We start from the raw sequence: 24,921 nt of genomic DNA on the forward strand, positions 1-24,921 counted from the left end.
GGGCCCGCACATCTTCTTCGAGGAGGTGCGGGCCCCGGTCGTTTCCGGGTTGCGGTGGGCCGCAGGTTGCACGCGCGCTCACAGGCGCCAGGTCGATACAGTGAGGGCATGGATCCCGACCGCGCCGAGCAACGCCTCCGTGATCTGGAACGCATGCGCCGGGTGCGCGATCGTATCGACCGCGACTATGCAGCGCCGCTCGATGTCGGCTCGCTGGCCGCTGACATCGGATACTCGGCGGGTCACCTGAGTCGCGAGTTTCGCGCCGCGTATGGCGAGTCACCCTACAGCTATCTGATGACGCGGCGCATCGAGCGGGCGATGACACTGCTGCGGCGGGGTGATCTCAGCGTCACGGAGGTGTGCTTCGCCGTCGGTTACGGTTCGCTCGGTACATTCACGACCCGCTTCACCGAGCTCGTCGGGGTATCACCCGGCCGGTACCGGCGCGAAGGCGCCGCTCCCCTGACCGGTCTTCCGGGTATCGTCACCCTTCGGGTCACCAAACCGGTCAGGAATCGAGAAGTTCCACCGAGCTCACCTGACTAGCGTGATGTTCATGAAGATCAACATTCACGTCACGTTCCTCCCCCACCTCAACCCCGATGCCTCAGCCGCGTTCTATCGCGATGTGCTGGGCTTCGAGATCCGCAATGATGTCGGCTACGAGCAGATGCGTTGGATCACCGTTGGGCACCCTGCCCAGCCCGACACGTCGATCGTGCTGACTCCGCCCGCCGTCGATCCGGGCCTCACCGACGCCGAGCGACAGACGATCAACGAGCTCATCGCAAAGGGCTCGTACGCCTCGGTCGTGTTCGCGACCGACGATCTCGACGGGCTGTTCGAGCGTGTCGAAGCGTCAACGGTCGAGGTGCTGCAGGAGCCGATGGAGCAGGATTGGGGCACGCGCGATTTCGCGTTCCGCGACCCGGCCGGCAATACGGTGCGCGTGCAGCAGCTCGGCTGACGCCTCGGTGCGCCTCGGGCCGCACCGAGTTGCCGTGGTAAGCCAGAGGGCGGGCAGGATCACCATTCCGTGATCCTGCCCGCCCTCTGGCGTGGAGTGGCCGGCGACTAGTCGCGCGGCTTCTCGACCATTTCGGTGGTCTCGATCTCATCGCCGATCTGGATGTCGTTGAACTTGCCGAGACCGATACCGGCCTCGAAGTCCGTCTTCACCTCGGTGACGTCGTCCTTGAAGCGACGCAGCGATTCGATGGCGAGGCCATCGGCGATGACGACACCCTCGCGGATGACGCGCGCCTTGGCATTGCGGGTGATCGTACCGCTGCGCACGATGACACCAGCGATGTTGCCGAACTTCGAGGAGCGGAACACCTCGCGGATCTCGGCGACGCCCGACTGGACCTCTTCGTACTCCGGCTTGAGCATGCCCTTGAGCGAGTTCTCGATGTCATCCAGCGCGTTGTAGATGACGTTGTAGAACCGGATGTCGATGCCTTCGCGAGCAGCACGCTCGCGGGCCTTGACGTCGGGGCGCACGTTGAAGCCGATGACGATCGCGTTGTCGATCGTGGCGAGATCCACGTCCGACTCGGTGATCGCGCCGACGCCGCGGTGCAGAATGCGCAGCTGCACCGAATCGTCGACCTCGATCTTCATGAGCGATTCCTCGAGTGCCTCAACGGCACCCGACACGTCACCCTTGATGATGAGGTTGAGCGACTCGACCTTGCCGTCTTCAAGCGCCTTCGTGAACTCTTCGAGGCTGATGCGCTTGCGGGCCTTCGCCAGCATGGCGTTGCGCTCGGCGGCTTCACGCTTCTCAGCGATCTGACGCGCCGTGCGGTCCTCGGAGGTGACGATGAAGTTGTCACCCGCGCGCGGAACGCTCGAGAGACCCTGCACCTGCACCGGACGCGAGGGCAGTGCCTCGGCGACCGCGTCACCGTTCTCGTCGGTCATCGCACGGACACGGCCGTACGCGGTGCCGGCGACGATCGCGTCACCGACGCGCAGCGTACCCGACTGAATGAGCACGGTTGCGACCGAGCCACGACCCTTGTCGAGCTTCGCTTCGATCGCGACACCGCGGGCGTCCTTGTCAGGATTCGCGCGGAGGTCGAGACCGGCATCAGCGGTCAGCAGCACCGCGTCGAGCAGGTCGTTGATGCCGACGTTGTTCTTCGCCGAGACATCGACGAACATGACGTCGCCGCCCCACTCTTCGGAGACGAGACCGAACTCGGTGAGCTGCTGACGCACCTTCTCCGGGTTCGCGCCCTCCTTATCGATCTTGTTGACCGCGACAACGATCGGCACGTTCGCCGACTGCGCGTGGTTCAACGCCTCGATCGTCTGGGGCATGATGCCGTCGTCTGCAGCGACCACGAGGATCGCGATGTCGGTGACCTGCGCACCACGAGCACGCATGGCGGTGAACGCCTCGTGACCCGGGGTATCGATGAAGGTCAGCGCGCGTTCGCGGCCGTCGTGCTGGGTGTGCACCTGGTACGCACCGATGTGCTGCGTGATGCCGCCGGCCTCGCCGCCACCCACGTCTGCCTTGCGGATCGCGTCGAGCAGTCGCGTCTTACCGTGATCGACGTGGCCCATGACCGTGACGACCGGAGGACGGGGCAGCAGAACGTCATCGCCCTCTTCCTCGAGCTCGGCTTCGATATCGATGTCGAAGCCTTCGAGCAGCTCGCGATCCTCGTCTTCAGGAGAGACGACCTGGATCTTGTAGCCGAGCTCGTCGCCGAGAATCTCGAACGTGGCCTCATCGAGCGACTCGGTCGCCGTCGCCATCTCGCCCAGGTGGAAGAGGATGGTGATGAGGTTCGAGGCACTGGTGTCGATCTTGTCGGCGAAGTCTGAGAGCGACGCACCGCGACGCAGACGGATCGGAGTCGATCCGTTGCCGCGAGGTACGCTCACGCCGCCCAGCGACGGCGCCTCCCGCATTTCGAACTCTTGCCGCTTCGCCCGCTTCGACTTGCGTGCCTTGCTCTTGGAACCGCCACGACCGAACGCGCCCGCCGTGCCGGCGCCACGGCCACCACGGCCACGGCCGGCGAATCCGCCTGCCGGGCGAGGTGCGCCGAAGCCACCTGCACCGGGTGCGCCACCGCCGCCACCGGGACGGTTGAAGCCGCCGCCGCCGCCACCGGGGCGGTTGCCGCCGGCACCGGGGCGGCCGCCACCGGGGCGACCGCCACCGGCTGCGCCACCCTGGGGGCGCGCTGCCGGGCGAGGAATGTTGCCCGGGTTGGGGCGGCCTGCGCCGCCACCGGGACGACCCATGCCCTGGCTGGGAGCGAACGGGTTGTTGCCCGGACGCGGCGGACGGGGAATGCCCATGCCCTGGCTGGAGGCGAACGGGTTGTTGCCCGGACGCGGGCCGGCGGGCTTCGGAGCACCGGGCTTCGCACCCGAGTTGCCGTCAGCGGAGCCACCGGGCTTGGACGAAGCAGGCTTCGGAGCGCCGGGCTTGGAAGCGCTGGGCTTCGAAGCGCTGGGCTTCTTGTCGGCGGCCGGAGCTGCGGCGGGTGCCTCAGCTGCGGGCGCGGCAGGCTCTGCCTGGGGTGCCGGCTTGGGGCCGGGCTTGGGTGCGGCGCCGGGCTTCTTCGGCGCAGGCTTGGGGGCGGCGGCGCTGTCGCTCTGCGACTGCGTCACGCCGTCGGCAGCGAGTGCTGCCTTGACTTTGCGCGCCACCGGGGGCGCGATGCTTGACGAGGACGCCTTGACGAACTCGCCCATATCTTTGAGCTTGGCCAGAACGACCTTGCTATCGACACCGATCTCCGCAGCGATCTCGTGTACGCGTGGGTTTGCCACTTTTCTCCTGTCTGGGTTCACGCCAGACAGGCGAGAACCATTGATTAGCGGACGGGCTTCATCGTGAGCCGCTCATTAGTTGTCCATGAGTGTTTTCAGCCTGTTCTCTAAAGGGCTTGCATCGAGCTTCCCCGATGCTCGCAGCGCTCGAGGGAACACCCCTCGGGTCACTGCGCGGTTCACACATTCGAGCGTGGGATGCACCCACGCTCCTCGCCCGGGAAGCACCGCGCGATCATCGACGTCGAGTCGATTTTCGTGTGCGACCACCCTGAGCAAGTCTGTGCGCGAGGCGCGTTGACGACACGCGACACAGGTCCGAACCGCATCCATCTTACCAGCTTCCGCATTTCAGCACGCCCGGCGGTGCCCCACCTCTCAGGTGGGGCACCGCCGGGATGAGTATTGTGCCGCGAACGTATCGCGGCGTCCTGACGCACTCCCCGATCAGCACTGTGCTTCGACGGGAGTGCGCGAGCGCTTCAGTTAGTCGTTCATGATCGAATCCGGCTGGATGTCGATCTTCGCGCCCGTGAGCTTGGCGGCAAGTCGGGCGTTCTGGCCTTCCTTGCCGATGGCGAGCGACAGCTGGAAATCGGGAACGAGCGCGCGCACCTGCTTGAGCGATTCGTTCAGCATGAAGACGTCGGTGACCTTGGCCGGCGACAGTGCGTTGGCGACGAAGGCGGGCAGCTCGGGCGCGTAGTCGACGATGTCGATCTTCTCTTCACCGAGTTCGCCCATCACGGCGCGGACTCGGCTGCCGAGTTCTCCGATGCAGGTGCCCTTGGCGTTGATGCCTGCCTGCTTCGCGCGAACCGCGACCTTAGTGCGGTGGCCGGCTTCGCGCGCGAGCGAGACGATTTCGACGAGACCTTCGGCAAGCTCAGGCACTTCCCGTTCGAAGAGCTTGCGCACCAGGCCGGGGTGCGTGCGCGACACGATGACCTGCGGCCCCTTGGTGCCCTTGGAGACGCTCGTCACGTAGACACGCAGTCGGGTGCCGTGCGCGTAGTTCTCGCCGGGCACCTGCTCTTCAGGGGGCAGAATCGCTTCGAGCTCACCGAGGTCGATGTGCACCATGCGCGGGTTCGGCCCCTGCTGCACGACGCCGGAGACAATCTGTCCTTCTTTATCTTTGAAGGTGCCGAGCACGGCATCATCGCTGAGATCGCGGAGGCGCTGGTTGATGACCTGCTTGGCTGCGCTCGATGCAACGCGACCGAATTCGTCGGTCGTCACGTAGGCTTCGCCGATGACGACTCCGTCGGCGTCAAGCTCAGGGATGAGCACGGAGATCTCACCCGTCTTGCGGTCGAGGGTCACTCGCACGTCGCTTTCGCGGGGCACGGGGAGCTTCTGGTTCTCGGCGTGACGCAAGTAGGCCGACTGGATCGCTTGTTCGATGATCTGAATCAGTTCGTCGAAGGGGATCTCTTTTTCACGTTCGATCTGTCGCAGCGTGACGAGTTCGATCTTCACGGGGCCTCCTGTGTATTGAGATGTCTATTCAGATATGGCCCGCGTTGGCGGGCGAATCACTAGGGTAACGCACTCCGGAGTGAGCCGCGTCAGCTGTTGAGGTACGCACGCAGTGGGCCTTCATCGCCGCGTTCTGCCGAAAACTCGTCTTCGGGGTGGTCGGCTTTGAACTGCGCGAGGTCGCGCACGTTCTTTTGCACGGCGACGGATGCGAACAGGCTCATGGCGAATCCGATTCCGTAGAACCCTTTCTCGCTCAAGATGAGACTCTCCGCGTTCCACAGCCCGATGGCGAGGAGCGAGAGCGAGATCACCACGGCGAACCACGCGATGCCGTAGTAAAGGCTGGTGACGGGAATGCCGTCGGTGCGATCGCGAACGGTTTTCTGGAGAGAGACCGCCGCGAACAGCCCGAACATGAGCAGGGCAAAGTAATAGCCCTTCTCGTTAAGCTCCATGTGCGAATTGACGAGGCCGATCAGATAGGTGCCCATGCCGAGAAGGAGCGCTACCCACGAAGCTCCGATGAACGCGGGGGTCGGTTTGTTGGTTCGCTGTGCGTCAGACATGGTGTGCCTTTCTCTTGTCGTACGGGGAAGCGTAGAAGCACCCGCATGCGGATTCGTGAATCTTTGCGGCATCGGCGCCCCTGTCGCAGAGCAGCCACCTCACTCCGTCGTGGCACTTTCCTCCTCGACCGAAGCCTCATCGTCACCCGCATGATCGTCTGACTGCCTCCAATGCACGAGTGAACGATGCACGGAACACGGAGAGATGACCTCAACGGACATGCGGTTCTCGTTCACCGAGAATCCGAGCAGCGCACCGTCGTCTCGGTCGGCTCGAAACTCCGGTTCCTCCTCCGACTGCGTCGAGCGAACATCGCTCACCGTCCACCCATTTGCTTCCCAGTGCGCTCGTACCTTGGCTGCGGCCAGAAGTGGGTCTGGAGCCGTGCTGTTCTGGAGCACTTCATCCAATTGCCTTGATGAATCACCGCAGTACTGTGGCGTCCATACGCCAATCATGCTCTGCATATCGGCGTCGCGCTCAAAGCGCCATTCGAAGTCGGGCTCGTACACGTCCATCCACCCGCCTTCCACACCGCTTGCACGCACCACATCGTCGAATTGATCAGCGACCCAGAGCTGTGATTCTTCGAGCGTCATAATTGAAATAGGCCTTCCATCACTGACGATTGGTCGTTCGGACATGCAACTGGTCGCACCGATTCCGATCACTCCGACGGCGGCAAGGAGTGCGAGTCGAGTTGCCAGTCGCTGCACCTTCATCGCACAACCTCGCAGTCCACTCGTCGTGGCAGTCCTACCTCGCCACGAAAGATGGGCACTTCGACACAGGCTGCTTCGCTTCGAGTCAGCGATCGCATGAGCTGGTCGCTGACGTGGCCAGTGCTGATCTCTGCCACATTCGCGAGCGATTCCGTCTGCGGATCCATATACCCTTGACCCTCTGACGCAGAGATTCCGAACACCCCGCGCCGGTCTCCGCTGCCAATCGTCGAGTGCCCGTCGGTTGGCAACAGGTTCCGCTTCTCATCACCCTCAGAGGAAAAGGAGAGCGCTCCTGCATACACCGGACTCGCCGTGTGGACCGGGAGCAGCCACGGCGCCCGCGCGTCGGGGTTCGGTTGGCCTCTCCCGGCAAGCCCTGCCCCCGCCGGCGCAAGTTCATCTTGGGATGCGTGCGTCGTATAGATTGCGCGCTGACCTGGGGTGATCTCCTGAACGTTGAGGTCGTTAAGCGTGCGCACGATTGCGGTGTCGAGGCCCGCCGACCCGAGCATGATGAACGAATCGACCGGATACTTCACCAGAGTGAGTGCAATCGAGCTGACGGTGGTGCCGTACGAGTGAGCGACCACAGAGATCACGGGCATGCGGCTCCCCTGGGTGACACGGGCATCGTGCATGCCATCGAGCTCCAGCGCGAGGCGCGCTGCCCCCTGTCTCGCAACGTCGGTGAGCAGCACCTGAAACGTATCCACGCCATCTGGCGTGTCGTATCCGAGCCACGCGACGACGGCGCGTGGAGGGTCTCCGCCCATCTCCGCTCCCTGCTTGCGATACAAGTTTCGACTCGACCGGTCCCAGCTCTCCAGAGCCATCGACGCGTCGCTGTTCATCCCGGGCACCTCCCACGTGGCAACGTCGGCCGTGTCGAGATCGCCATACCCGACGGCCGCCCGGGGTACCGATGTCGACATGTCGAACGCCACCATCTGAATGGGAGGGCGGGCAGACCCGCGATCCTTGATCTGCTCCGCCTCGTCATCGAGGATCCGGCTGACATCTGCCACGAGCCGAAGCTGGTCGGGCGAGAGCATCGACGAATGCTGTCGGTAGAACTCGACGAGTTTCCGGTTTGCCGCATCGCGAACACCATAGGGAAGCCCCGGAAGATTCCCGATCACCCACGGCGCCTCGGCGATCAACCGATTCTTGTCGGCCTCGCTCATCGCAGCCCAGCGTTGCGCGACGTCCGCTGAGTTCGGCGGCGCATCCCAGATCAACGCCCCCGACTCCGTGCCCAACAGCTGCAAGAGCAACGGATGAGTCGTGCGCACAGCAGCTTCGGTTGCGGCAACACCTCGATACTCTCCGGCTACCGCAGCAGAGATCGCGTGGACCTGCCTGCTGCTGCCCGCGCCGCCAACACTGATGAGCTGACCGAGAGTTGTGGCTCCCAGCGCAGCGGTGAAAGATTTCTCGATTGCCGACCGTTCTTCGATGAGATCGCGCCAGCGGCGCGCAGCGTCTCGAACACTCTCGATCGCTGATCGCCACTCCGCCGCCGCCAACAACCACTGCTGGGCGTACATACTCGAGAGGCTCTGCACCGCGACATCTCGCTGGTCGGCGCTCAGCGCGTCTGCGTTCGGGCCGAGAACCGGCGTCGGCATCGCACCGGGCGCCCCTTCATCCCACGCATACCGTGCCGAGATGCGAATCGCCGACGCGATGTCGTCGATGTCGTGAGCGCGGCGCCGAATAGTATCCAGGCTTTCGGCCACGGTCGAACGAACGCCACGGGCCGCCGAGTGAATACGGTCGATCTCAGATGCGTAGGTCAAACATGCACGGCGGCCATGCTCCGCGCTCTCGCGCATCGCGTTCGAGCCGGGGATCAAGCGGCCCGCGAGCTTCGCGCTCAACTGGTCGAGAGACGTGCTCTGGGCGGTTGACAGTGCGACGTGCGCTTGCCGAACGCTGAGTCCATAACGATTCGCGCCATCGGCGATCGCCGAGGCATACCTGCCCAGCGCGGCCGCTTCCGCGGGCGCACCGACGATCGGAGTGCCATCGAGCACGGCGTCTGGGCCGTTGGGAACGAAGATAGTCAACGCGCACCCCCACTCAGTGCGAACCCAGTGCCGAGAGCGCTCGCAACCTGCGCGTCAAGGGCCGAAGCATCGCGCATGAGCATCGAGATCTGATCCGTCGCGGTGCGACCGGCATCGGCGAGGGCGAGCATTCCGGTCCGCATTCCCTGTACGAATGCGCGAACGTCGTCGCCGATTCCAGAGAGACTCTCGAACTCGACCGTGGGGACACCCGTACTCTGCGCACGCGCAACGTGCGCCGCGGCGACCAGGAATGTTCCGGCCGAACTCAGTTGGTCGTCAGAGATGGTAAATCGGTCAGCCAAGCCAACCCCCTCCTTCCAGAGGCAGAGGGGGTGACGGGTGCACGCACCCGCCACCCGGAATGGCTGGCTAGTTGATCTTCGCGGCGATCTGCGAATCGAGGTCGCGCATCGCGCTCGCGGTCTGCGTCAGAAACGATTGAATCTCAGTGAGTTTCTGCACGACGGTGTTCGCGCTCGCCGTGTACTCCGTGTAGGCGCCATTGAATTTGCCCGACGCCTGGTCAGTGACGAAGCCCGACGATACGAGCGTGTTGATGTGCGACTGCATCGCACGCAGCTTCTCGGTGATGTCGTCGCGCCCGGCACCGAGCTGTGATGCCGCCTGCTCGATCTCGGCGTAGGAGACGGTGATGTTGGCCATGCGGGGTTCCCTTCGTCAAGCGATCCCCCCGGCTCGCGTGCTGATCTGTGCGTAACGCCCTCAGAGGTGGGGCGTGGACGTTCACGCTACGCGTCGAGCACAGCCGAGAACGGCGGTTCAACCGAATTGTGGATAACTCGCCGAATCGGATATCGGATACACACGAAAAATGGGGGCATCGCCAGCGGCGACACCCCCATTTCTGCGCAGGGACTACAGCCCGAACAGCGCCGGTACGTCGGCGAGCGCGACCTTCTCCTTCGTGCCCGCGGCACGATCCCAGACCTCGGCGAACCCGTCAGTTGCATCGCGCCCGACCACCACGACGCGAGGAACGCCGAGCAGCTCGGCGTCGCCGAACTTCACGCCCGGTGACACCTTGGGACGGTCATCGAAAATGACCTCGACGCCGGCGCCGTCGAGTGTCGCTGTGAGCGACTCAGCGATCTCGTACACCGCTGCATCTTTGCCCGTCGCGACCACGTGCACGTCGAACGGCGCCACTGCAGCCGGCCAGATCAAGCCACGGTCGTCGTGGTGCAGCTCCGCGAGAATCGCCATGATGCGGGTGACGCCGATCCCGTACGACCCCATGGTCACCGTGACCAGCTTGCCGTTCTCATCGAGCACCTTGAGCCCAAGCGCCTCCGCGTACTTGCGCCCCAGCTGGAAGATGTGGCCGATCTCCATGCCGCGAGCGGTCTCGATCGGGCCAGAGCCGTCGGGAGCCGGGTCACCGTCGCGCACATTGGCGATCTCGACGACGCCGTCGGCGTGAAAATCTCGGCCGAACACGAGGTGCGCCGTGTGCTTCTGGTCAACGTTCGCACCGGTCACCCACGCGGTGCCTGCCACCAACCGGGGGTCGACCAAGAACCGCAGCCCCGTCGAGCTCTCGGAGCCCAGCACGGCGGTGACATCGCCTGAGTCGCTGACCAGCGCGGGCCCGATGTACCCCTTGACCAGCGCGGGGAGCTTCGCGAGATCCGCAGCCGTTGCGGGCTCGACGTCGGCACCGGCGAAGGCAACCTCGGCGCGCTTCATGTCGGCGTCGCGGTCGCCGGGGATTCCGACGACGACGATCTCGCGTTCGCCGCCCACCGGCGTGACCGCCAGCACCAGGCACTTCAGCGTGTCTGACGCGGTCCAGGCACGTCCGTCTTCGCGGGGCAGCGCCTCGTTGGTGTGCGCGACGAGTGTTTCGATCGTCGGGGTGTTCGGTGAATCGAAGACCAATGCGGTCGGCTGCCCCTCGATCGGCAGTGCCTCAGGTGCCGGCGTGCGGTAGGCCTCGACGTTCGCCGCATAGCCCCCGGCCGAGCGTACGAAGGTGTCTTCACCGATCGGAGTCGGCAGCAGGAACTCCTCGCTGCGCGACCCGCCCATCGCACCGGCGTCGGCCGAGACGATGGCGTACTCGAGACCGAGCCGCGAGAAGATGCGCTCGTAGGCATTGCGCTGGGCTTCGTAGCTGGCGTCGAGACCGGCATCGGTCGCGTCGAAGGAGTACGCATCCTTCATCGTGAACTCGCGGCCGCGCAGCAGGCCCGCGCGGGGCCGCGCTTCGTCGCGGTACTTGTCTTGGATTTGGAAGATCGTCAGCGGCAAGTCCTTGTACGACGACACGATGTCTTTCACGAGGTTCGTGAAGACTTCTTCGTGCGTCGGCGCGAGCAGGTAGTCGGCGCCATGGCGATCCTGCAGCCGGAAGAGCGCATCGCCGTACTCGTCCCAGCGACCGCTGGCCTCGTAGGGTTCGCGCGGCAAGAGCGCCGGGAAGTGCACCTCGTGCGCGCCCGCGGCCGCCATCTCTTCACGAATGATCTGCTCGAGCTTGCCCTTGACCCGCAGGCCCAGGGGCAGCCAGGCGAAGACGCCGGGCGCCTGTCGGCGAATGTACCCCGCGCGCACGAGCAGCTTGTGGCTGGCCACCTCGGCGTCGGCGGGATCTTCACGGAGGGTCTTCAGGAAGTAGGAGCTGAGCCGCGTAATCACCTCACCATCGTATCCCGCGCATCCCGTGTCGGTGGTGCGCCGTAGTCTGGTGCCGTGACGCGATCCCGCTGGTTCCGATGGCTCGCACCGCTCCTGGTGCTCGCGGTCGCGGCCGCCCTCAGGTTCTGGGCGCTCGGGCGACCGGGCACGCTCGTCTTCGATGAGCTGTATTACGTGCGCGATGCGATCAGTCAGTTGGCGCACGGGTACCCGACGGTGTGGCCCGATGACGAACCCGATATGAGTGGTGCACGAGCGACCGCGTTTCTTGCAGACGCTTCGAATGCTGTGCACCCGCCGCTCGGCAAATGGCTGATCGGGTTCGGTATTCTCGTCTTCGGCCCGGGCAACGGGTGGGGCTGGCGCAGCGCCGTCGCGCTCGCCGGGGTGCTCACGGTGGCGGTGACGATGCGGTTGGGGTGGCGGATCACCCGGCGTCTCTCGATCGCGTGCACCGCGGGTCTGCTCCTCGCGATCGACGGGGTGCACGTGGTGCTGACGCGCGTCGGCCTGCTCGATGGGTTCTTGGCCTTGGCGATCGCGGTCGGCGCGCTCTGCACCTGGCGCGACATCGAGCAGACCGCCGCGCGAGGGGCGACCGCGTTGCGCGCGCGGCCGGGTGAGCACACGGCGCGTTTCGTACTGCCGATCATGTGGCGTCGGCCCTGGCTCCTCGCGGCCGCTGCATCGTTCGGCGCTGCAGCGGCCATCAAGTGGTCAGGTCTCTATCCGCTCGCGGCGTTCCTGATCTTCATCACCGTGCGCGATCTCGTCGTGCGATGGCGCGCCGTTCGACTCGAACGCGGAGCGGGGAGCCGCTCGAACATGCGGGCGATCGCCGGCGCCGCTCTGCAATCCGGCGCCACTGCAGTGATTGCACTCCCGATGGCGGTGCTCGTCTACCTGAGCAGTTGGATCGGCTGGATCGTCACCCCGGGTGGATGGGGGCGCAGCTTCGGAGCGTCATGGCCCGAAGCACTGCTGAAGTACCACGCCGACATGCTGGCCTGGCACAGCACCCTGAGCGCCGAGCACCCGTACGCCGCGAATCCCTTGACGTGGCCGCTCGCACTGCGACCGACCGGCATGTATGAGTCGCATTGGGGCCGTTCAGAAGGCTGCCCCTGGTCGGGGTGCGTCGCCGCGGTCACACCAATTCCGAACGCCCTGGTGACGTGGGGAGGGGTGGTCGCGCTGATTGCGCTCGTGGGCGTCGTCGTGCACCGCCTGCGGCGCGGGCCAGACCCCGTGACGACCGCGTCTGCGTTCATCGTCGTCGGGTATCTCTCGGGTTGGCTGCCCTGGGTGCTGACCGTGTCGCGCTCGGCGGTGTTCCAGTTCTATGCAGTCGTGCTGACGCCGTTTTCGGCCTTGGCGCTCGCGCTTGCCCTCGCGCTCCTCTGCCGAATTGCCATACGACCCGCACTGCCTGACGCCGTCGACGCAACGCACGCCGAGCCACGATCGCTCGAGCGCCTCTCACCGACCGGTCCGATCGCCGTGGGGCCGCATGCGGTCGCTGCACCCGAAGCTCAGCGCGCGCTCACTGCACCCGAGACAGTACTCGGCATCAGACTCGCCACGGGGCTCTTCCTCGTCGTCGCCGTCGCGGTGTCGCTGCTCTACTTCCCACTCTGGTCAGGAGCCCCGATTTCCGAGTGGTTCTGGCGGGCACATCTCTGGCTCCCGGGCTGGGACTGAACTGCAATTCGCGTCGACCCGCTTCGGTCAGAGCAGGCGCCGCTGCAGCGCCCAGGCGGTGAGTTCGTGACGGTTCGACAGCTGCAGCTTGCGCAACACCTTCGACACGTGGGTCTCGACCGTTTTCACCGAAAGAAACAGCTCGGCGGCGACCTCTTTGTACGCGTAGCCCCGAGCGATCATGCGCATGACTTCCTGCTCGCGAGCGGAGAGCCGGTCGAGCTCATCATCTTGGGCCGCGGTCTCTCCTCCGCCCGCCCCGAATGCGTCGAGCACGAAGCCCGCAAGTCGGGGCGAGAACACGGCGTCGCCGCCATGCACCCGCACGACCGCCGCCGTCACCTCGGCACCCGACGCGGTCTTGGTCAAGTAGCCGCGTGCTCCGGCGCGGATGACGCTGACGACGTCATCGGCGGCATCAGACACGCTGAGCGCGAGCACGCGCGGTGCGGCGTTCGACATCCGTGCGGCGAGTTGCTGCAGCACTTCGGCCCCGCCCCCGCCAGCACCGCCCGGCAAGTGCACGTCGAGCAGCACCACGTCGGGCGTCGAATCCACGATGACATCGATGGCCGCATCGACGGTTGCCGCCTCGGCAACCACTTCAAGCTCGTGGCCGAGTTCGGCGCGGAGCCCCGTGCGAAAGATCTGGTGGTCGTCGACGATGACAACGCGGATGGGTTCGTGGGTCATCGAGGCTCCTCAGCAGGTGCCGGATCACCCGGCGTTTCAGCGGATGCGTGTTCGTTCGCCGCGCTCGTCTTCGGCATCTCCAGGCGCACCGACGTGCCGCCACCGGGGCCCGGAACGATGCGCGCCTGTCCGTCGGCACGCACCATGCGGCCGACGATCGATTCACGCACGCCCATACGACCTTCGGGCAGCGCTTCGAGGTCGAGACCGGGGCCGCGGTCGGTCACATCGATGGCCACGCGATCCTGCGTCACTTCGATGTAGACCGTCACCTCGCCGCCGGCATGGCGCGCGGCGTTCAGCATTGCTTCCCGGGCTGCGGCCACGATCGGCCCGGGAGCGATGAATCCCTGACCGGTGCCGACGGCCACGACGTCGAAGCGTACCGCGTGCTCGGCTTCGAGTGCAGCCGCGTGTGCACGCAGTTCGGTGTCAACCGCGGCAAGCTGCGGTTCGGCTCCACCGTCCGCACCTCGGAACAGCCATTCGCGCAGCTCGCGTTCCTGACCACGGGCGATGCGCGCGATTTCGCTCCCCGGCTCCGACCGCTGTTGAATGAGCGCCAGGGTCTGCAGCACGGAGTCGTGCAGGTGCGCCGCGATATCTGACCGCTCGGCTTCTCGTGCGCGCGCCGCTCGCTCGGCGATGAGTTCGCGGTTGAGTCGCAGCAGCCAGGGCGCTGCGGCGAGCGCGACACCGGCCAGCACCGCGAAAGCCGCACCGATCACGGTCCAGGCATTGGGTTCACGGGCGGTCACGAAGAACATGAGTACCCCGACGGCCACGAGAGCCAGAGCGCCGAGTGCCCGTGGAACGGGGTTACGGTCGGGGCGGTCGCGATCCGCGATCTGCCACCAGGTGAGCCCGACACCGACGAGTACGGCGAGCGCCGGCAGCAGCACATCGAGCCGCAGATGCACGCCGGCCCGGTCGAGCACCAGACCGGTGCCGGCAACGAGCAAGCAGGCGCCGAGCAGCAGTTCAGCGATGGGCCAGCGGCCCCGGCGTGCGGCGGACTCGTCAGTCGAGTCGGCGTGTTCGGGGCGCGCTGATCCGCCCGTCGCGCGCGCTGCCGTGTGCTCCGGAGCGTCGACGAGCCGGGAAACTGCAGGCGCTGTCGGTGCTCCCGGCAAGGAAGGTGCGACAACTGCCGCTGAAGCCGGCACGTTCGGCGCCGTAGACATCGACGCCGCAGGTCGTGTAAGCGCCCGTTTGAGTGGCACGATGCCCTCGGTCTCGCCTGAGCGCGGCACGGTCAACCAGAGCCAGAGGTAGAAGAGTGCCCCTGCGCCGCCGAGCAGAGTGAGCGCGAGCAAGCCGATCCTCACGGTCTGCGACGGCAACCCGAGGTGCGCGCCCAGCCCGCCGCAGACGCCCGCGAGTACGCGATCGTCTGCGGAGCGGGTGAGCGGGGCTGCGGCCATGTCTCCATCCAATCAGGTCAGGGGCGCACTCGGGGAGCGGACGGGGCATGATCAGGGTCAGGTCAGGGTGAACCCCGATGGCTGGCAGCCCGCGACTCGGTCACACTCGAAACATGACTACTGAACCGAATGCAGAACGCCCCGAGGGGCCGCCCCCCGGGCAGGGCTTCTTCGACTGGCTGCGGGGCCTCGATATTACCCGCGGCTCCGATCGTTGGCTGGCGGGTGTCGCCGGCGGCGTCGCCGAGCGTCTGAAGCTCGACCCGATCATCGTGCGCGGCGTGTTCGTCGTACTCGCGCTGCTCGGCGGACCCGGCATCTTGATCTACCTCATCGGCTGGCTGCTCCTGCCGGATACCGACGGTCGCATCCACGTGGAGCAGATCATCCGGGGGCGAGCATCGGCCGGGATGATCACCGCCGCCGTGATTCTCACGGCGCTCGTCATCATTCCGGCATTCTTCGGACTCTTCATTCCCGGGGCATCCTTCCCCGGCTTCAGCGTGTGGAACTGGGACGTGTGGGGGGTGCTCGGCATTCCCGGATGGCTGACCGCCACCTTCGCCTGGTTGTGCTGGATCGCCATATTCGTTCTCGGCTTCATCTGGTTGAGGCGCGTGCTGTTGCAGCGCGGCCGAGCCGAGAGCGAGCGCGCGGCGGCGGCAGGCTCGTCGGACGCCGCACCTGATCGCCCCATGACCTTCGGTGACGCGAGCCTCGGTGACGCGAGCGGGAGTTCGACCGCTCCCGGTGCCGCTGATTCCACGACGGCGAACGCGCAGAGCTTCTCGGATCGCGCAGAAGCCTTCGCGAACCGCACCGCCGATTCTGCGGAGCGCGCCGGTCGAGAGGCTGCCGATTGGGGGCGCCGCGCCGGGGAGGCCGCCACTCAATGGAGTCGTGACGTCGGCAAGCAGGCGGATGAATGGAGTGCGCGATACGCCGACCACCATGACGCTCATCGCCTCGGGGCCGCGCATGCGGTGATCACGCTCGCTCTCGCCCTCCTCGCCGGTGGACTCGCGGCGCTCTGGGTCTCGGGCATCCCCGCGTCGAGCATTCCCTTTGCGGGTGTCGCACCCGCAGCACTCGTCACCGCGATCATTGCCGCACTCGCCGTGCTGGCGTGCTCGCTCATCGTGGCCGGTGTGCGTGGACGTCACACGGGGTGGGTCGGTTTCCTCTCGGCCTGCGGCGTCGTGGCGCTCCTCATCACGGTCGTGCTGCCCTGGGGCACGCGGTTCCAACCCTTCGGCAATATGCACGTCGACGCCGGCGGCGCGCCTGGCGCGGCACTCATCGCCGGGAATGTCACGGTCGATCTCACAGATCTCGGAAACGACGGCGGCCGCGATGGCGATCTCGAAGTCTGGATGGTGGCCGGCCGAACGACCATCGCGCTCCCGGAGTCCGAGCCGACCATCGTGCACGTGCGCATGCTCGCGGGGCGGGTCGACGAGAGCGACCGCACCGATCTCGACGGTGCCGGCCAGCGCATGACTGCGGGCCCCTTCATCTGGCGGGAGATCCGCTCGCACGTCGGTTCCGGTGAGGCTTCATCGGCACACGTCATCACCGTGACGCTGCTCGCCGGGAGCGTCGAGTTCACTGGAGGTGGCGACGGGTCCGACAGCAGCCGCGCCGACACCGAGCGTGAATCGGCCGAGGACCGGAGCGATCGTGACGCGCTCTCCGACCGAGCTGCTGCGCTGCAACGGGATCTCGATGAGGTGAACTGGCGACTCGACGAGCCGAACATCGACCGCGGCGACCGCCGCGACCTCATCGCACAACGCGATGACATTGACGAGCAAATCAACGCACTCGAGATGGAGATGAACCGATGAACGAGAACACTCCGGCCTCGGGCGATGCCGAGCCGACCGTGCCCCTCACTCCCCCGACGCCCGAATGGACGCCGACACCGACACCGACACCGACGCCAGAGTCGATATCGACTCCTGCGGCCCCGGCTCCCGCGGCACCGACGTCTGCGCCGGCCCCGGCAACGGCAACCGCCGCGCCCGCCGCATCGTCACCGAGTCGTCATCACGGCGACCGCAGTCGGTCGCTGCGGTCGCCGGGCCCGCGCACTGGCCCCATTGTGTGGGGTGCGCTGATCCTCGTCTTCTGCGGATACATCGCGCAGCAGGTCTTCGGTCTCGGGGGCATGGATCCCACGGTCTGGATCACCGCCACCGTCATCGGGCTCGGAGTTCTGCTGCTCGGGGTCGGCATTGCCGTGCTCGTGCGCAACCGTCGGTTGGATCGCCGCCGACCTTCCCGGTAGCGGGCGGCCTCTGCGGCACCGCCCGCAGATGCTAGGCCTGAACGCGCGGGATCTCACGCGTTTGCGTTGAGATCCAATGCAGCGGCACCTGAATCGCCACTCGGGTGCCGCCGCCGGCGTCCGGGCCCCAGGTGATGCTGCCACCGAGTTCGCCCTCGACGAGCGTGCGCACGATCTGCGTTCCGAGCCCGTCGCCGACGGTGCCACCGGGCAGACCGGTTCCCGTGTCGATGACCTCGACGCTCAAGCGCTCGTCGGTACGGTCGGCATGAATGTAGACCTCGCCTTCGCGCCCGGCAAGGCCGTGTTCGACGGCATTCGTCACGATCTCCGTGAGCGCGAGCGCGAGCGGCGTCGCGTACTCCGAGGGCAACTCACCGAACTGGCCCTCCCGGTGCGGATGCACCGTGGTGTTGTGCAGACTCGCCACCTCAGCGGCGAGCCCGAGCACGCGGTCGAAGACCTTGTCGAAGTCGACAATCTGGTCAAGACCCGACGAGAGCGTATCGTGCACTACCGCGATCGCGGCCACGCGGCGCATCGCCTGGCCGAGCACCTGCTTGGCTTCCTCGCTGCGAGCGCGACGCGCCTGCACGCGGAGCAGGGACGCGACCGTCTGCAGGTTGTTCTTTACCCGATGATGAATCTCACGGATCGTCGCGTCCTTGGTGATCAGCTCCTGCGCCTGCTGCCGCAGCTTCGTGACATCGCGGGTGAGCACAATGCCTCCCACGCGCGCACCATCGCGGAAGACTGGAATCGAGCGCAGCGTGATGGTGTGACCGCGAGCGTCGACTTCGACGCGCTTCGCGATCTTGCCCTGCGCGATCAGCGGCAAAGACTCGTTCGTGTCGAACTGCCCCTTCACCACATCGGCGAGCACTTCGCTGAAGTTCTCCCCTTCGATCTCGTCGCGATACCCGAGCGACGAGAAGGTGGTCTGGGTGTTCGGGCTCGCGAACGTGGCCATTCCCTCGAGGTCGACGCGCACCAGTCCGTCAGAGGCACGAGGGGCGCCCTGCTCGCCGCCGCGCGAGCTGCCCGGCACCGGAAAGAGCCCCTGCTGGATCATGCCGAGCAGGTCTGCTGCGACTTCGCGGAAGGCCGCTCCGATGCGCGATGCCGTCTGTGTGTCGGCGACGCTGGTGTGCACCGTGATCACGGCGAACGGCCCGTGCTCGGCACCATCATTGTCACGACGGCTCACCGTATAGGCTGCGAGCCGCATCGGGCTCTCTTCGTACCACGCGGGCGACGTCGAAATCACTGGAGCGTTGCTCGACATCGCTTCATCGACGAGTTCGCGCCAGTCGGCGCGCAACAGGTCGCCGATGACGTCTCGGTAGAACAGCGTCACCGAACCGGCTGGGCGACTGTGAGCGATGGCGAGATAGTTCTCGTCGTTCGTGGGAACCCAGAGCACGACGTCGCTCAGTGCGAGGTCGGCAAGGAGTTGTAGATCCAGGGTCAGACGTTCAAGCCATTCGATCTCCTCTTCGTCGAGGGATGAATACTTCGTCGCGAGATTACGCAGTGTAGCCACGCGTCAAGCCTAGAGCACTGTGGCTCGGAGACTGGTCACACCTCACCACGATGCGCGGACGCACCATACTCACACGCGCTGGTCTTTTTTGGCACTTGACGCATCCGAGTGCGCATTCTCTAATCTGGAGCGCACATTAGAAAATCAGACACTGCAGGGCTGCATGGGGGCGCTACAGCAGCGAAGTCTGAATACCGATTGAAGGAGCCCCCATGCCAGCCATTGCACGCTCGCGCGCATTCGACGACCCACTCGAGTCGGTACTCGCACCGCCGTCGAGGCCTGTGGCACCCCGCCACCTCCACGCCGTACCCGCGCCCGCAGCAACGCCGAGCGCGATTCGCCCGCGGCACACCGCCCAACCGGCGAAACCACTGGCCGCGCGAATCCCCTCGCAGCCAGATCAGGCCCCCGAAGCACCGCCTGCGGCGATCGTGCAAAAACTCGCGCTGTTCGCGTTCGAGGTCTTGGAAGGCATGCGATCTGCGAGTCAGATCGCTACGTGGATCACGCCGGGCGTCGTCGCGGCACTGCAGTCCCGGCGTGCGCTTCGAGCTGAGCGAGAGTGCGTCACCCGAGACCGGCGGCGGCGCGTGGCGGTACCTGGCCCCGCGCACCTGTGCCGGCCGCTCCCTCAGGTGGTCGAAGCGTCAGTCGTGCTGCATCTCGATTCCCGCTCCACCGCGGTCGCACTACGGTTCGAACATCGTGACGATCGCTGGCGTGCGACCGACATCACCGTGCTGTGAACACCGACCTACGAGCGTTCGTCCGTGCGCGTCAGCTGTTCGACCACAACCATCACATCGACCGGAACCCCGGCACCGCGCAGCACGTCGCGGCTCGACCGCGGCGATCGTCGCCAGCCGTCGTTCCAACCGCGACGCAAGCAATCGCGCAGCTGAGCGCGTTCCGTCGACGCACGGAACGTGCGGAACCAGCGGCGCGCAGTCGCGGCCGAATACAGCAGCCTTTCCCAAGGCAGCAGCGCCGCACTGCGACGAAACACCCAGAGCTTGTTGCGCACTTCGAAATAGAACCGAGGGCCCGGATCCTGATCGCTCGACCCTCGCTTGACCGTGCGGTGCGTCACCACAGAGGCAGGCACGTACAGGCCCCGGGCGCCGCGCAGCAGTCGAGCGGAGTACTCGAAATCGTCGTTCCACAGGAAGTAATCAGCGATCGGCAGGCCGAGCTCGCGCACCCGCGATGCACGAAGGAACGCCGAGACGAACGAGATCGACCGAATCTCCATCGCCCCGACCGAAGCGGCACGATCGCGTTCTGCCTGTGACGCGCGAATCTTGGCCTTGGGCGTATTCATCGGGTGATCCGCCCCATCGGTCCAGATCACACGCGACCCCATGACGGCGAGGTCATCAGGCCCCTGAGCCCGGTAGCGCTCATGGGTCTCCAGTGCCCCCGCAAGTGCGTCGGGCCCGGGCACCGTGTCATCGTCCATGACCCACACCCAGTCGGTGTCGTCTTCCACGACCGCAGCCGCGATGCCCGTCGCGAACCCGCCTGCGCCGCCCGTATTCTCGGTCAGTTGAATGTGCCGGGCGCGTTCGCCCCATGCTTCGAGCATCTCGGCGGCGACCTCGACCGAGCCGTCGTCGGAGGCATTATCGACGACGACGAGGCGATCGACGGGTCGGCTCTGCGCGGCGAGAGCCGCGAGCGATTGCTGCAGCAGTTCCCGTCGGTTGTAGGCCACCAGCACGGCGGTCACACGCATGCGATCCGACTCCTTCATGATCGTGAACCTGCCTAGTCTAGCCCCGAGGTGCGCCACAGCCTCTGGTAGAACTCACTGGATCGGGAGGTGACGAGATCGCGGTACTCCTCGGCAGACAGGTCGAGTATCGATCCGTGAGGCACGTCGGAGCCATCGGTGAGGGCTGAGACGCCGATGCCGGCCCGATGATCCTGCACCTCAAGACCCGTGAGTTCGAGCAGCGTGGGATACATGCTCATCTGATCGAGGTCATCGCGCGCCACACGCAGCCCGTCGGGGCTCCAGATGCGGTTGAAGATCGTGCGGTGATCGAGGTCTTTGAGCTCGTCCCAGAAGCTGCCGCCCTCCGCGATCATCTTCTGATGATCTCCCATGAGCACTACCGCGGTGTCGTCGAGGTACCCCTGTTCGTCGAGGTACTCGACGAACCCGGCGACCTGTTGCATCGAGCAGTACGTGATCGATGTCATCACCGCATCGGTGTCGCGCGTGCAGTAGTCGTAGAGCCGCGGCCCCTCATGCGTGTCCAGCGACAGCATCGTGAGATTGAAGGGCTGATCGCCCGCGTGCAGTTCGTCCACCTTGTCTTTTGCCTGCGCAAAGAGCCGGCGATCAGAGAGGCCCCAGTCGCCGCGCACCTCGGTCTCGCCCTCGGCTTTCCACACGTTCAGATCATCGATCTCGTCATACCCGTGGGTCGAGAGAAAGGCTCCCTTGCCGGCGAAGCTCGCGTCGGCTCCACCGAGGTACACGTTGCGGTATCCCTGATCGGCGAGCACATCTCCGAGGCAGGTCGCACCGGCGAGATACGGTGCGGTATTTCCGTCGGCCGAATCCATCTCGTTGAGTTCCGAGATGTCGGCGGTCGACGAGGCGCTGCGCAGCGGCACCCCGCACTGGGTGCTCAGAATGCCCGACATCGTCCAGCCGCCGCCCTCGTACTGCCGGTAGTCATCGATCGTCTGCCACCCGCGGGTGACGTCTTCGACGGGGGCGAGCATATCTTTCTCAAAAAGGTCGTCGTCTGAGAACGTGTTCTCCATCGACTCGAGATAGATGACGATGAGGTTGCGCGGTTGTGCGCTCCCCTCGCCAGGCGCCGCCGACACCTGCGGCGTCTCGTAGTATCGGTCGAACCCGAAGTCGGTCGTGAGATCGCGGTAGAGCGCTTGCGCGTAGTCGCCAGCGCCGATCGCGGCGCCGAGGTACGCGCCACCTGACACTAGGAGCACGAGTGCCAGCAGGGCGGCGGTCCAGCGCACGGGTCGCTGCAGGTTCGGGCGCGCACCGAACGCTGCGGCACGGTGCCACCGACGTCGGCGGCGCTCGACGAAGATCGCGATGAGCAGCACGATGCCGAGCGGGATCACGATGCCGGTCATGACTCCGCCGATCACGAGTCCGGCACCGCCTGCGCCCTCGCCGCCACCGTTCAGGTTCGAGAGCAATTGGTCGATCGAGATCGCACCGAACGTACGCCGCACCCAGAACCCGATGCCGGCGAAAGCCGCCGACACCGCGGCGAGCACCCAGAAGGCGACGATCGACGCACCCCACCAGATGCGCCGGCGCGACGTCCGTGCTGGCGCTTTTGGTGGCGGCGCGCTAGGCGTGCCAGAGGGCGGCGCGATCATCAGATCGTCCGTGTCGACTGCACTCACGATTCCGCTAGCCCGCTTCCGTTTCGGCAGGCGAGGCGGCGGCCACGCCGTCGGAGACGAGCTGACGCGTCGCGTCGAAGTCGGGTGCCTCGGGATCGATGGCCGGCGGCACGAGCTCCACGTTCACGATGTCGTGCTCACGCGCCTTCGCTGCGAGGTCGACGAAGCGCCCCAGCATCGACTCAGGAATATCCGTTTCGACGAGTTCGGTACCCGCGGCGGCAACATCCTGGAAGCGCAGCAGCACGTTCTGCGGATTCATCTGGGCGAGAATCGCGGCCTGCAGGTCGCGTTGACGCTGCATCCGCGAGTAATCGCCTTCGGCAGACCCGTAGCGGGAGCGCGCGTACCACTGAGCCGTGTATCCGTCCATGCCCTGCGTGCCGGGCTCGATCCAGCCGTCGACGCCTTCGAGTTCACCCGTGAACTCGTTGATGTGGCCGCCGATGGGCAGGCGCTCCTGCACATCGATCGTGATTCCGCCGAGCGCATTGATCAAGCTCTCGAAAGCGTCCATGTTGACGAGCACATAGAACTGCACGTCGAGACCGGTGACACCCGAGACCGCATCTTTCGTGGCCTCGATGCCGGGGGTCGACCCCTTCGAGACGGCATCGGCGTACATGCCTTCGTACGACGGCGATCCCGAATCTTCGACCTCGGTGACGAGCGAGTTCAAGGCACCCGTCGTGAAGCAGTAATACCCACCGCCATCGACGACTTCATAATTGTTGATCTCGTCGCAGTACCCCTCAGGGTAGATCGGCTGCATGGGCGAATCATCGGGGAACGGCGCGCCCTTCATGTCGCGCGGCAAGCCGACGATGACCGACTGACCGGTCTTCGCGTCAACGCTCACCAACGAGATGCTGTCGGGGCGCAGCCCCTCACGATCGGCCCCGGCATCGGTGCCGAGCAGCAGAATATTGTAGCGGCCATCGACCGGCTCGACGGCGGGAGCGCTCGGAAAGAGATCGCTGAGCAAGTTGCGGCCGGCGCCGACCGCCGTGCCCGCCCACGCCGCCCCGGCGGCCGGCACCACGGTGAGCAGCACCGAGAGCATCGCGACCGGCACTCGCCAATTGCGCTGTACCCGCACGAGCTTCGTGAGACGCAGGGTATCGATGCCGAGCGCGACCCAGATCACGGCGTAGATGAACAGCGCCCACTGCACCAGCAGCAGCACGGCACTGTTCGTGAAGATCGTGAGGGTCGCCACGCGGGCGAAGAGGAACCCAAGCCCTGCGGCAAGCGCCCCCACCACCAGCACGGTGGTGGCGATCAGACCGAACCGACCCAGTTTGCGGTTGCCCGCCACGAGCTGCGCGGTGCCTGGCAGCACGAATCCGAGGATCACTAGCCAGCGCGCGCGCTTGCTCATGAGCGGTTCCGACTGCAGGTCGGGATGGCGCAGCGGCCGCTCGAGGTCGAGCGTCATGCGCCGTACCCGCCCGGGTTCGCCGACTGCCATGCCCACGAGTCACGGCAGGCGTCGGCGAGACTGCGGGTGGTGCGCCAGTCGAGCTCGAGGTTCGCACGAGTCGGATCGGCCGACATCTCCGCGACGTCCCCCGCGCGCGCGGGTTCAATACTGAACGGAATCTCGCGTCCGGATGCGGCTTCAAAGGCGCGCACGACCTCGAGCACGCTGGAGCCGGTACCCGACCCGAGGTTGTAGGCGGAGACGCCGGGAGCGTTGTGCTCGAGCGCCGCCACGTGACCCTCAGCAAGATCCATGACGTGAATGTAATCGCGCACGCCAGTGCCGTCGGGCGTCGGATAGCTGTTGCCGAACACGCTGAGGCGCTCGCGCTTCCCCACCGCCACCTGGGTGATGAACGGCATCAGATTGTTCGGGATCCCGCTCGGATCTTCGCCGATCAGCCCCGAGGGGTGCGCGCCCACGGGATTGAAGTAGCGCAGCAGCACGGCGCCGAGTTCGGGCCAGGCGACCTGTGCGTCGCGCACGATCTGCTCGTTCATCGCCTTTGACCACCCGTAGGGGTTCGTGACCCCCACACCGGTCTGGTGATCCTCATCGATCGGCACGTATTGCGGGTCACCGTAGACCGTTGCCGACGAGCTGAAGACGAAGTTGGTGATGCCTCGCTCGCGGAGCACGTCGAGCAGCACCAGCGTGGAGTCGAGGTTGACGCGGTAGTAGCGGGTGGGCTGCGCCACCGACTCTCCCACCGCTTTCAGCCCAGCCAGGTGGATCACCGCGTCGAACTCGATCTCGGCCAGCGCCCGCTCGGCCGCTGCGCGCTCTGCCAGGTCGACCTCGACCAAGGGGATTGTCTTGCCGCTCAGCTGCTCGACACGCCGAACGGCTTCTGGACCGCTGTTCGAGAAGTCATCGAGCACGATCACATCGTGGCCGTGCTCGAGCAGCACCAATGCCGTGTGGGAGCCGATGTACCCGGCGCCGCCAGTCAACAAAACACGCATGGAGACAGGGTACTTGGCCATTCGGAGAGGTTCCCGGCAGCCGCACCGCGATGAGATGAACTCGGAGCAAGCCCCGAAAATTATTTCGATTGCATCTCAACCGCGCATTCAC

The 24,921-nt window shown here is 65.8% G+C and carries 22 protein-coding genes; 6 read left to right on the forward strand and 16 right to left on the reverse strand.

The genetic code is table 11. The features are described 5' to 3' along the window. Window positions 1-108: 108 nt before the first annotated feature. Both AMS67_RS09220 and AMS67_RS09225 read left to right on the forward strand, forming a co-directional pair. Complete coding sequence (locus AMS67_RS09220; protein WP_053387117.1) at window positions 109-549, forward strand: helix-turn-helix transcriptional regulator; 441 nt, start codon at window positions 109-111, stop codon at window positions 547-549. A gap of 10 nt (window positions 550-559) precedes the next feature. Then, the gene (locus AMS67_RS09225; protein WP_053387152.1) at window positions 560-970 is read left to right on the forward strand and encodes a VOC family protein; all 411 of its coding nucleotides are present in this window, start codon (window positions 560-562) and stop codon (window positions 968-970) included. Between the two features lie 107 nt (window positions 971-1,077). Here the strand turns inward: AMS67_RS09225 and infB are convergent, their stop codons facing one another. From infB to AMS67_RS09265, 9 genes are all read right to left on the reverse strand, one after another. Beyond that, on the reverse strand, window positions 1,078-3,804 hold the full coding sequence (gene infB / locus AMS67_RS09230) for a translation initiation factor IF-2 (protein WP_053387118.1): 2,727 nt from the start codon (window positions 3,802-3,804) through the stop codon (window positions 1,078-1,080). A gap of 75 nt (window positions 3,805-3,879) precedes the next feature. Next, complete coding sequence (locus AMS67_RS16870; RefSeq protein WP_075201300.1) at window positions 3,880-4,137, reverse strand: YlxR family protein; 258 nt, start codon at window positions 4,135-4,137, stop codon at window positions 3,880-3,882. Between the two features lie 153 nt (window positions 4,138-4,290). Then, the gene (gene nusA, locus AMS67_RS09235) at window positions 4,291-5,286 is read right to left on the reverse strand and encodes a transcription termination factor NusA (protein WP_053354133.1); all 996 of its coding nucleotides are present in this window, start codon (window positions 5,284-5,286) and stop codon (window positions 4,291-4,293) included. An 89-nt stretch (window positions 5,287-5,375) separates the two neighbouring features. Then, on the reverse strand, window positions 5,376-5,855 hold the full coding sequence (gene yiaA / locus AMS67_RS09240) for an inner membrane protein YiaA (RefSeq protein ID WP_053387119.1): 480 nt from the start codon (window positions 5,853-5,855) through the stop codon (window positions 5,376-5,378). 99 nt (window positions 5,856-5,954) lie between these two features. Beyond that, window positions 5,955-6,578, reverse strand: coding sequence for a hypothetical protein (locus AMS67_RS09245; RefSeq protein WP_156316602.1), 624 nt, complete (start codon window positions 6,576-6,578; stop codon window positions 5,955-5,957). Next, on the reverse strand, window positions 6,575-8,650 hold the full coding sequence (locus AMS67_RS09250; RefSeq protein WP_053387121.1) for an alpha/beta hydrolase: 2,076 nt from the start codon (window positions 8,648-8,650) through the stop codon (window positions 6,575-6,577). The genes AMS67_RS09245 and AMS67_RS09250 overlap by 4 nt, the downstream gene beginning before the upstream one ends. Beyond that, a complete protein-coding gene (locus AMS67_RS09255; protein ID WP_053387122.1) occupies window positions 8,647-8,955 on the reverse strand; it encodes a hypothetical protein in 309 nt (102 codons plus the stop codon). Before AMS67_RS09255 ends, AMS67_RS09250 begins: the two co-directional genes overlap by 4 nt. Window positions 8,956-9,022: 67 nt before the next feature. After that, on the reverse strand, window positions 9,023-9,316 hold the full coding sequence (locus tag AMS67_RS09260; RefSeq protein ID WP_053354128.1) for a WXG100 family type VII secretion target: 294 nt from the start codon (window positions 9,314-9,316) through the stop codon (window positions 9,023-9,025). Window positions 9,317-9,529: 213 nt separating this feature from the next. Further along, window positions 9,530-11,311, reverse strand: coding sequence for a proline--tRNA ligase (locus AMS67_RS09265; RefSeq protein WP_053387123.1), 1,782 nt, complete (start codon window positions 11,309-11,311; stop codon window positions 9,530-9,532). A gap of 54 nt (window positions 11,312-11,365) precedes the next feature. On the opposite strand from AMS67_RS09265, the gene AMS67_RS09270 reads away from it, so the two are divergent. After that, the gene (locus AMS67_RS09270; protein ID WP_053387124.1) at window positions 11,366-13,012 is read left to right on the forward strand and encodes a phospholipid carrier-dependent glycosyltransferase; all 1,647 of its coding nucleotides are present in this window, start codon (window positions 11,366-11,368) and stop codon (window positions 13,010-13,012) included. Window positions 13,013-13,039: 27 nt separating this feature from the next. Here AMS67_RS09270 and AMS67_RS09275 read toward each other — a convergent pair whose 3' ends face one another. Beyond that, a complete protein-coding gene (locus AMS67_RS09275) occupies window positions 13,040-13,705 on the reverse strand; it encodes a response regulator (protein WP_053387125.1) in 666 nt (221 codons plus the stop codon). Continuing rightward, window positions 13,702-15,129 (reverse strand): ATP-binding protein, encoded by a 1,428-nt coding sequence (locus AMS67_RS09280; protein WP_053387126.1) that lies wholly within the window; start codon window positions 15,127-15,129, stop codon window positions 13,702-13,704. Before AMS67_RS09280 ends, AMS67_RS09275 begins: the two co-directional genes overlap by 4 nt. 113 nt (window positions 15,130-15,242) lie before the next feature. Between AMS67_RS09280 and AMS67_RS09285 the strand changes: the two genes are divergently transcribed. Both AMS67_RS09285 and AMS67_RS09290 read left to right on the forward strand, forming a co-directional pair. After that, window positions 15,243-16,976, forward strand: coding sequence for a PspC domain-containing protein (locus tag AMS67_RS09285; protein WP_053387127.1), 1,734 nt, complete (start codon window positions 15,243-15,245; stop codon window positions 16,974-16,976). Beyond that, window positions 16,973-17,419, forward strand: a complete 447-nt coding sequence (locus AMS67_RS09290) for a hypothetical protein (protein ID WP_053387128.1) — start codon at window positions 16,973-16,975, stop codon at window positions 17,417-17,419. Before AMS67_RS09285 ends, AMS67_RS09290 begins: the two co-directional genes overlap by 4 nt. A gap of 31 nt (window positions 17,420-17,450) precedes the next feature. On the opposite strand, the gene AMS67_RS09295 is transcribed toward AMS67_RS09290, so the two are convergent. Further along, window positions 17,451-18,962 carry a sensor histidine kinase gene (locus AMS67_RS09295; RefSeq protein ID WP_053387129.1) on the reverse strand — a complete coding sequence of 504 codons (1,512 nt, stop codon included), beginning with the start codon at window positions 18,960-18,962 and terminating at the stop codon, window positions 17,451-17,453. Between the two features lie 212 nt (window positions 18,963-19,174). Here AMS67_RS09295 and AMS67_RS09300 point away from each other — a divergent pair, with 212 nt between their 5' ends. Next, window positions 19,175-19,711, forward strand: coding sequence for an Rv3235 family protein (locus tag AMS67_RS09300; RefSeq protein ID WP_053387130.1), 537 nt, complete (start codon window positions 19,175-19,177; stop codon window positions 19,709-19,711). An 8-nt stretch (window positions 19,712-19,719) separates the two neighbouring features. Here AMS67_RS09300 and AMS67_RS09305 read toward each other — a convergent pair whose 3' ends face one another. From AMS67_RS09305 to galE, 4 genes are read right to left on the reverse strand one after another with little or no spacing between them, the layout of a single operon-like run. Next, the gene (locus AMS67_RS09305) at window positions 19,720-20,700 is read right to left on the reverse strand and encodes a glycosyltransferase (protein ID WP_053387131.1); all 981 of its coding nucleotides are present in this window, start codon (window positions 20,698-20,700) and stop codon (window positions 19,720-19,722) included. A 32-nt stretch (window positions 20,701-20,732) separates the two neighbouring features. Continuing rightward, a complete protein-coding gene (locus AMS67_RS09310) occupies window positions 20,733-22,361 on the reverse strand; it encodes an LTA synthase family protein (protein ID WP_053387132.1) in 1,629 nt (542 codons plus the stop codon). A 7-nt stretch (window positions 22,362-22,368) separates the two neighbouring features. Beyond that, a complete protein-coding gene (locus AMS67_RS09315; protein ID WP_306455246.1) occupies window positions 22,369-23,832 on the reverse strand; it encodes an LCP family protein in 1,464 nt (487 codons plus the stop codon). Next, window positions 23,796-24,809 (reverse strand): UDP-glucose 4-epimerase GalE, encoded by a 1,014-nt coding sequence (gene galE / locus AMS67_RS09320; RefSeq protein WP_053387153.1) that lies wholly within the window; start codon window positions 24,807-24,809, stop codon window positions 23,796-23,798. The genes AMS67_RS09315 and galE overlap by 37 nt, the downstream gene beginning before the upstream one ends. Between the last annotated feature and the right edge of the window lie 112 nt (window positions 24,810-24,921).

It is taken from the genome of Leucobacter japonicus (assembly GCF_001273855.1).
Classification (GTDB): Bacteria; Actinomycetota; Actinomycetes; order Actinomycetales; family Microbacteriaceae; genus Leucobacter; species Leucobacter japonicus.

What these genes read in the sequence shown, in the direction of transcription:
- AMS67_RS09290 (WP_053387128.1), top strand. Translation starts at nt 16,973, where the DNA reads ATGAACGAGAACACTCCGGCCTCGGGCGATGCCGAGCCGACCGTGCCC.
- AMS67_RS09245 (WP_156316602.1), bottom strand. Translation starts at nt 6,578, where the DNA reads ATGAAGGTGCAGCGACTGGCAACTCGACTCGCACTCCTTGCCGCCGTC.
- AMS67_RS09220 (WP_053387117.1), top strand. Translation starts at nt 109, where the DNA reads ATGGATCCCGACCGCGCCGAGCAACGCCTCCGTGATCTGGAACGCATG.
- galE (WP_053387153.1), bottom strand. Translation starts at nt 24,809, where the DNA reads ATGCGTGTTTTGTTGACTGGCGGCGCCGGGTACATCGGCTCCCACACG.
- AMS67_RS09225 (WP_053387152.1), top strand. Translation starts at nt 560, where the DNA reads ATGAAGATCAACATTCACGTCACGTTCCTCCCCCACCTCAACCCCGAT.
- AMS67_RS09315 (WP_306455246.1), bottom strand. Translation starts at nt 23,832, where the DNA reads ATGGCAGTCGGCGAACCCGGGCGGGTACGGCGCATGACGCTCGACCTC.
- AMS67_RS16870 (WP_075201300.1), bottom strand. Translation starts at nt 4,137, where the DNA reads ATGGATGCGGTTCGGACCTGTGTCGCGTGTCGTCAACGCGCCTCGCGC.
- AMS67_RS09305 (WP_053387131.1), bottom strand. Translation starts at nt 20,700, where the DNA reads ATGCGTGTGACCGCCGTGCTGGTGGCCTACAACCGACGGGAACTGCTG.
- AMS67_RS09300 (WP_053387130.1), top strand. Translation starts at nt 19,175, where the DNA reads ATGCCAGCCATTGCACGCTCGCGCGCATTCGACGACCCACTCGAGTCG.
- yiaA (WP_053387119.1), bottom strand. Translation starts at nt 5,855, where the DNA reads ATGTCTGACGCACAGCGAACCAACAAACCGACCCCCGCGTTCATCGGA.
- AMS67_RS09280 (WP_053387126.1), bottom strand. Translation starts at nt 15,129, where the DNA reads ATGGCCGCAGCCCCGCTCACCCGCTCCGCAGACGATCGCGTACTCGCG.
- AMS67_RS09285 (WP_053387127.1), top strand. Translation starts at nt 15,243, where the DNA reads ATGACTACTGAACCGAATGCAGAACGCCCCGAGGGGCCGCCCCCCGGG.
- AMS67_RS09260 (WP_053354128.1), bottom strand. Translation starts at nt 9,316, where the DNA reads ATGGCCAACATCACCGTCTCCTACGCCGAGATCGAGCAGGCGGCATCA.
- AMS67_RS09275 (WP_053387125.1), bottom strand. Translation starts at nt 13,705, where the DNA reads ATGACCCACGAACCCATCCGCGTTGTCATCGTCGACGACCACCAGATC.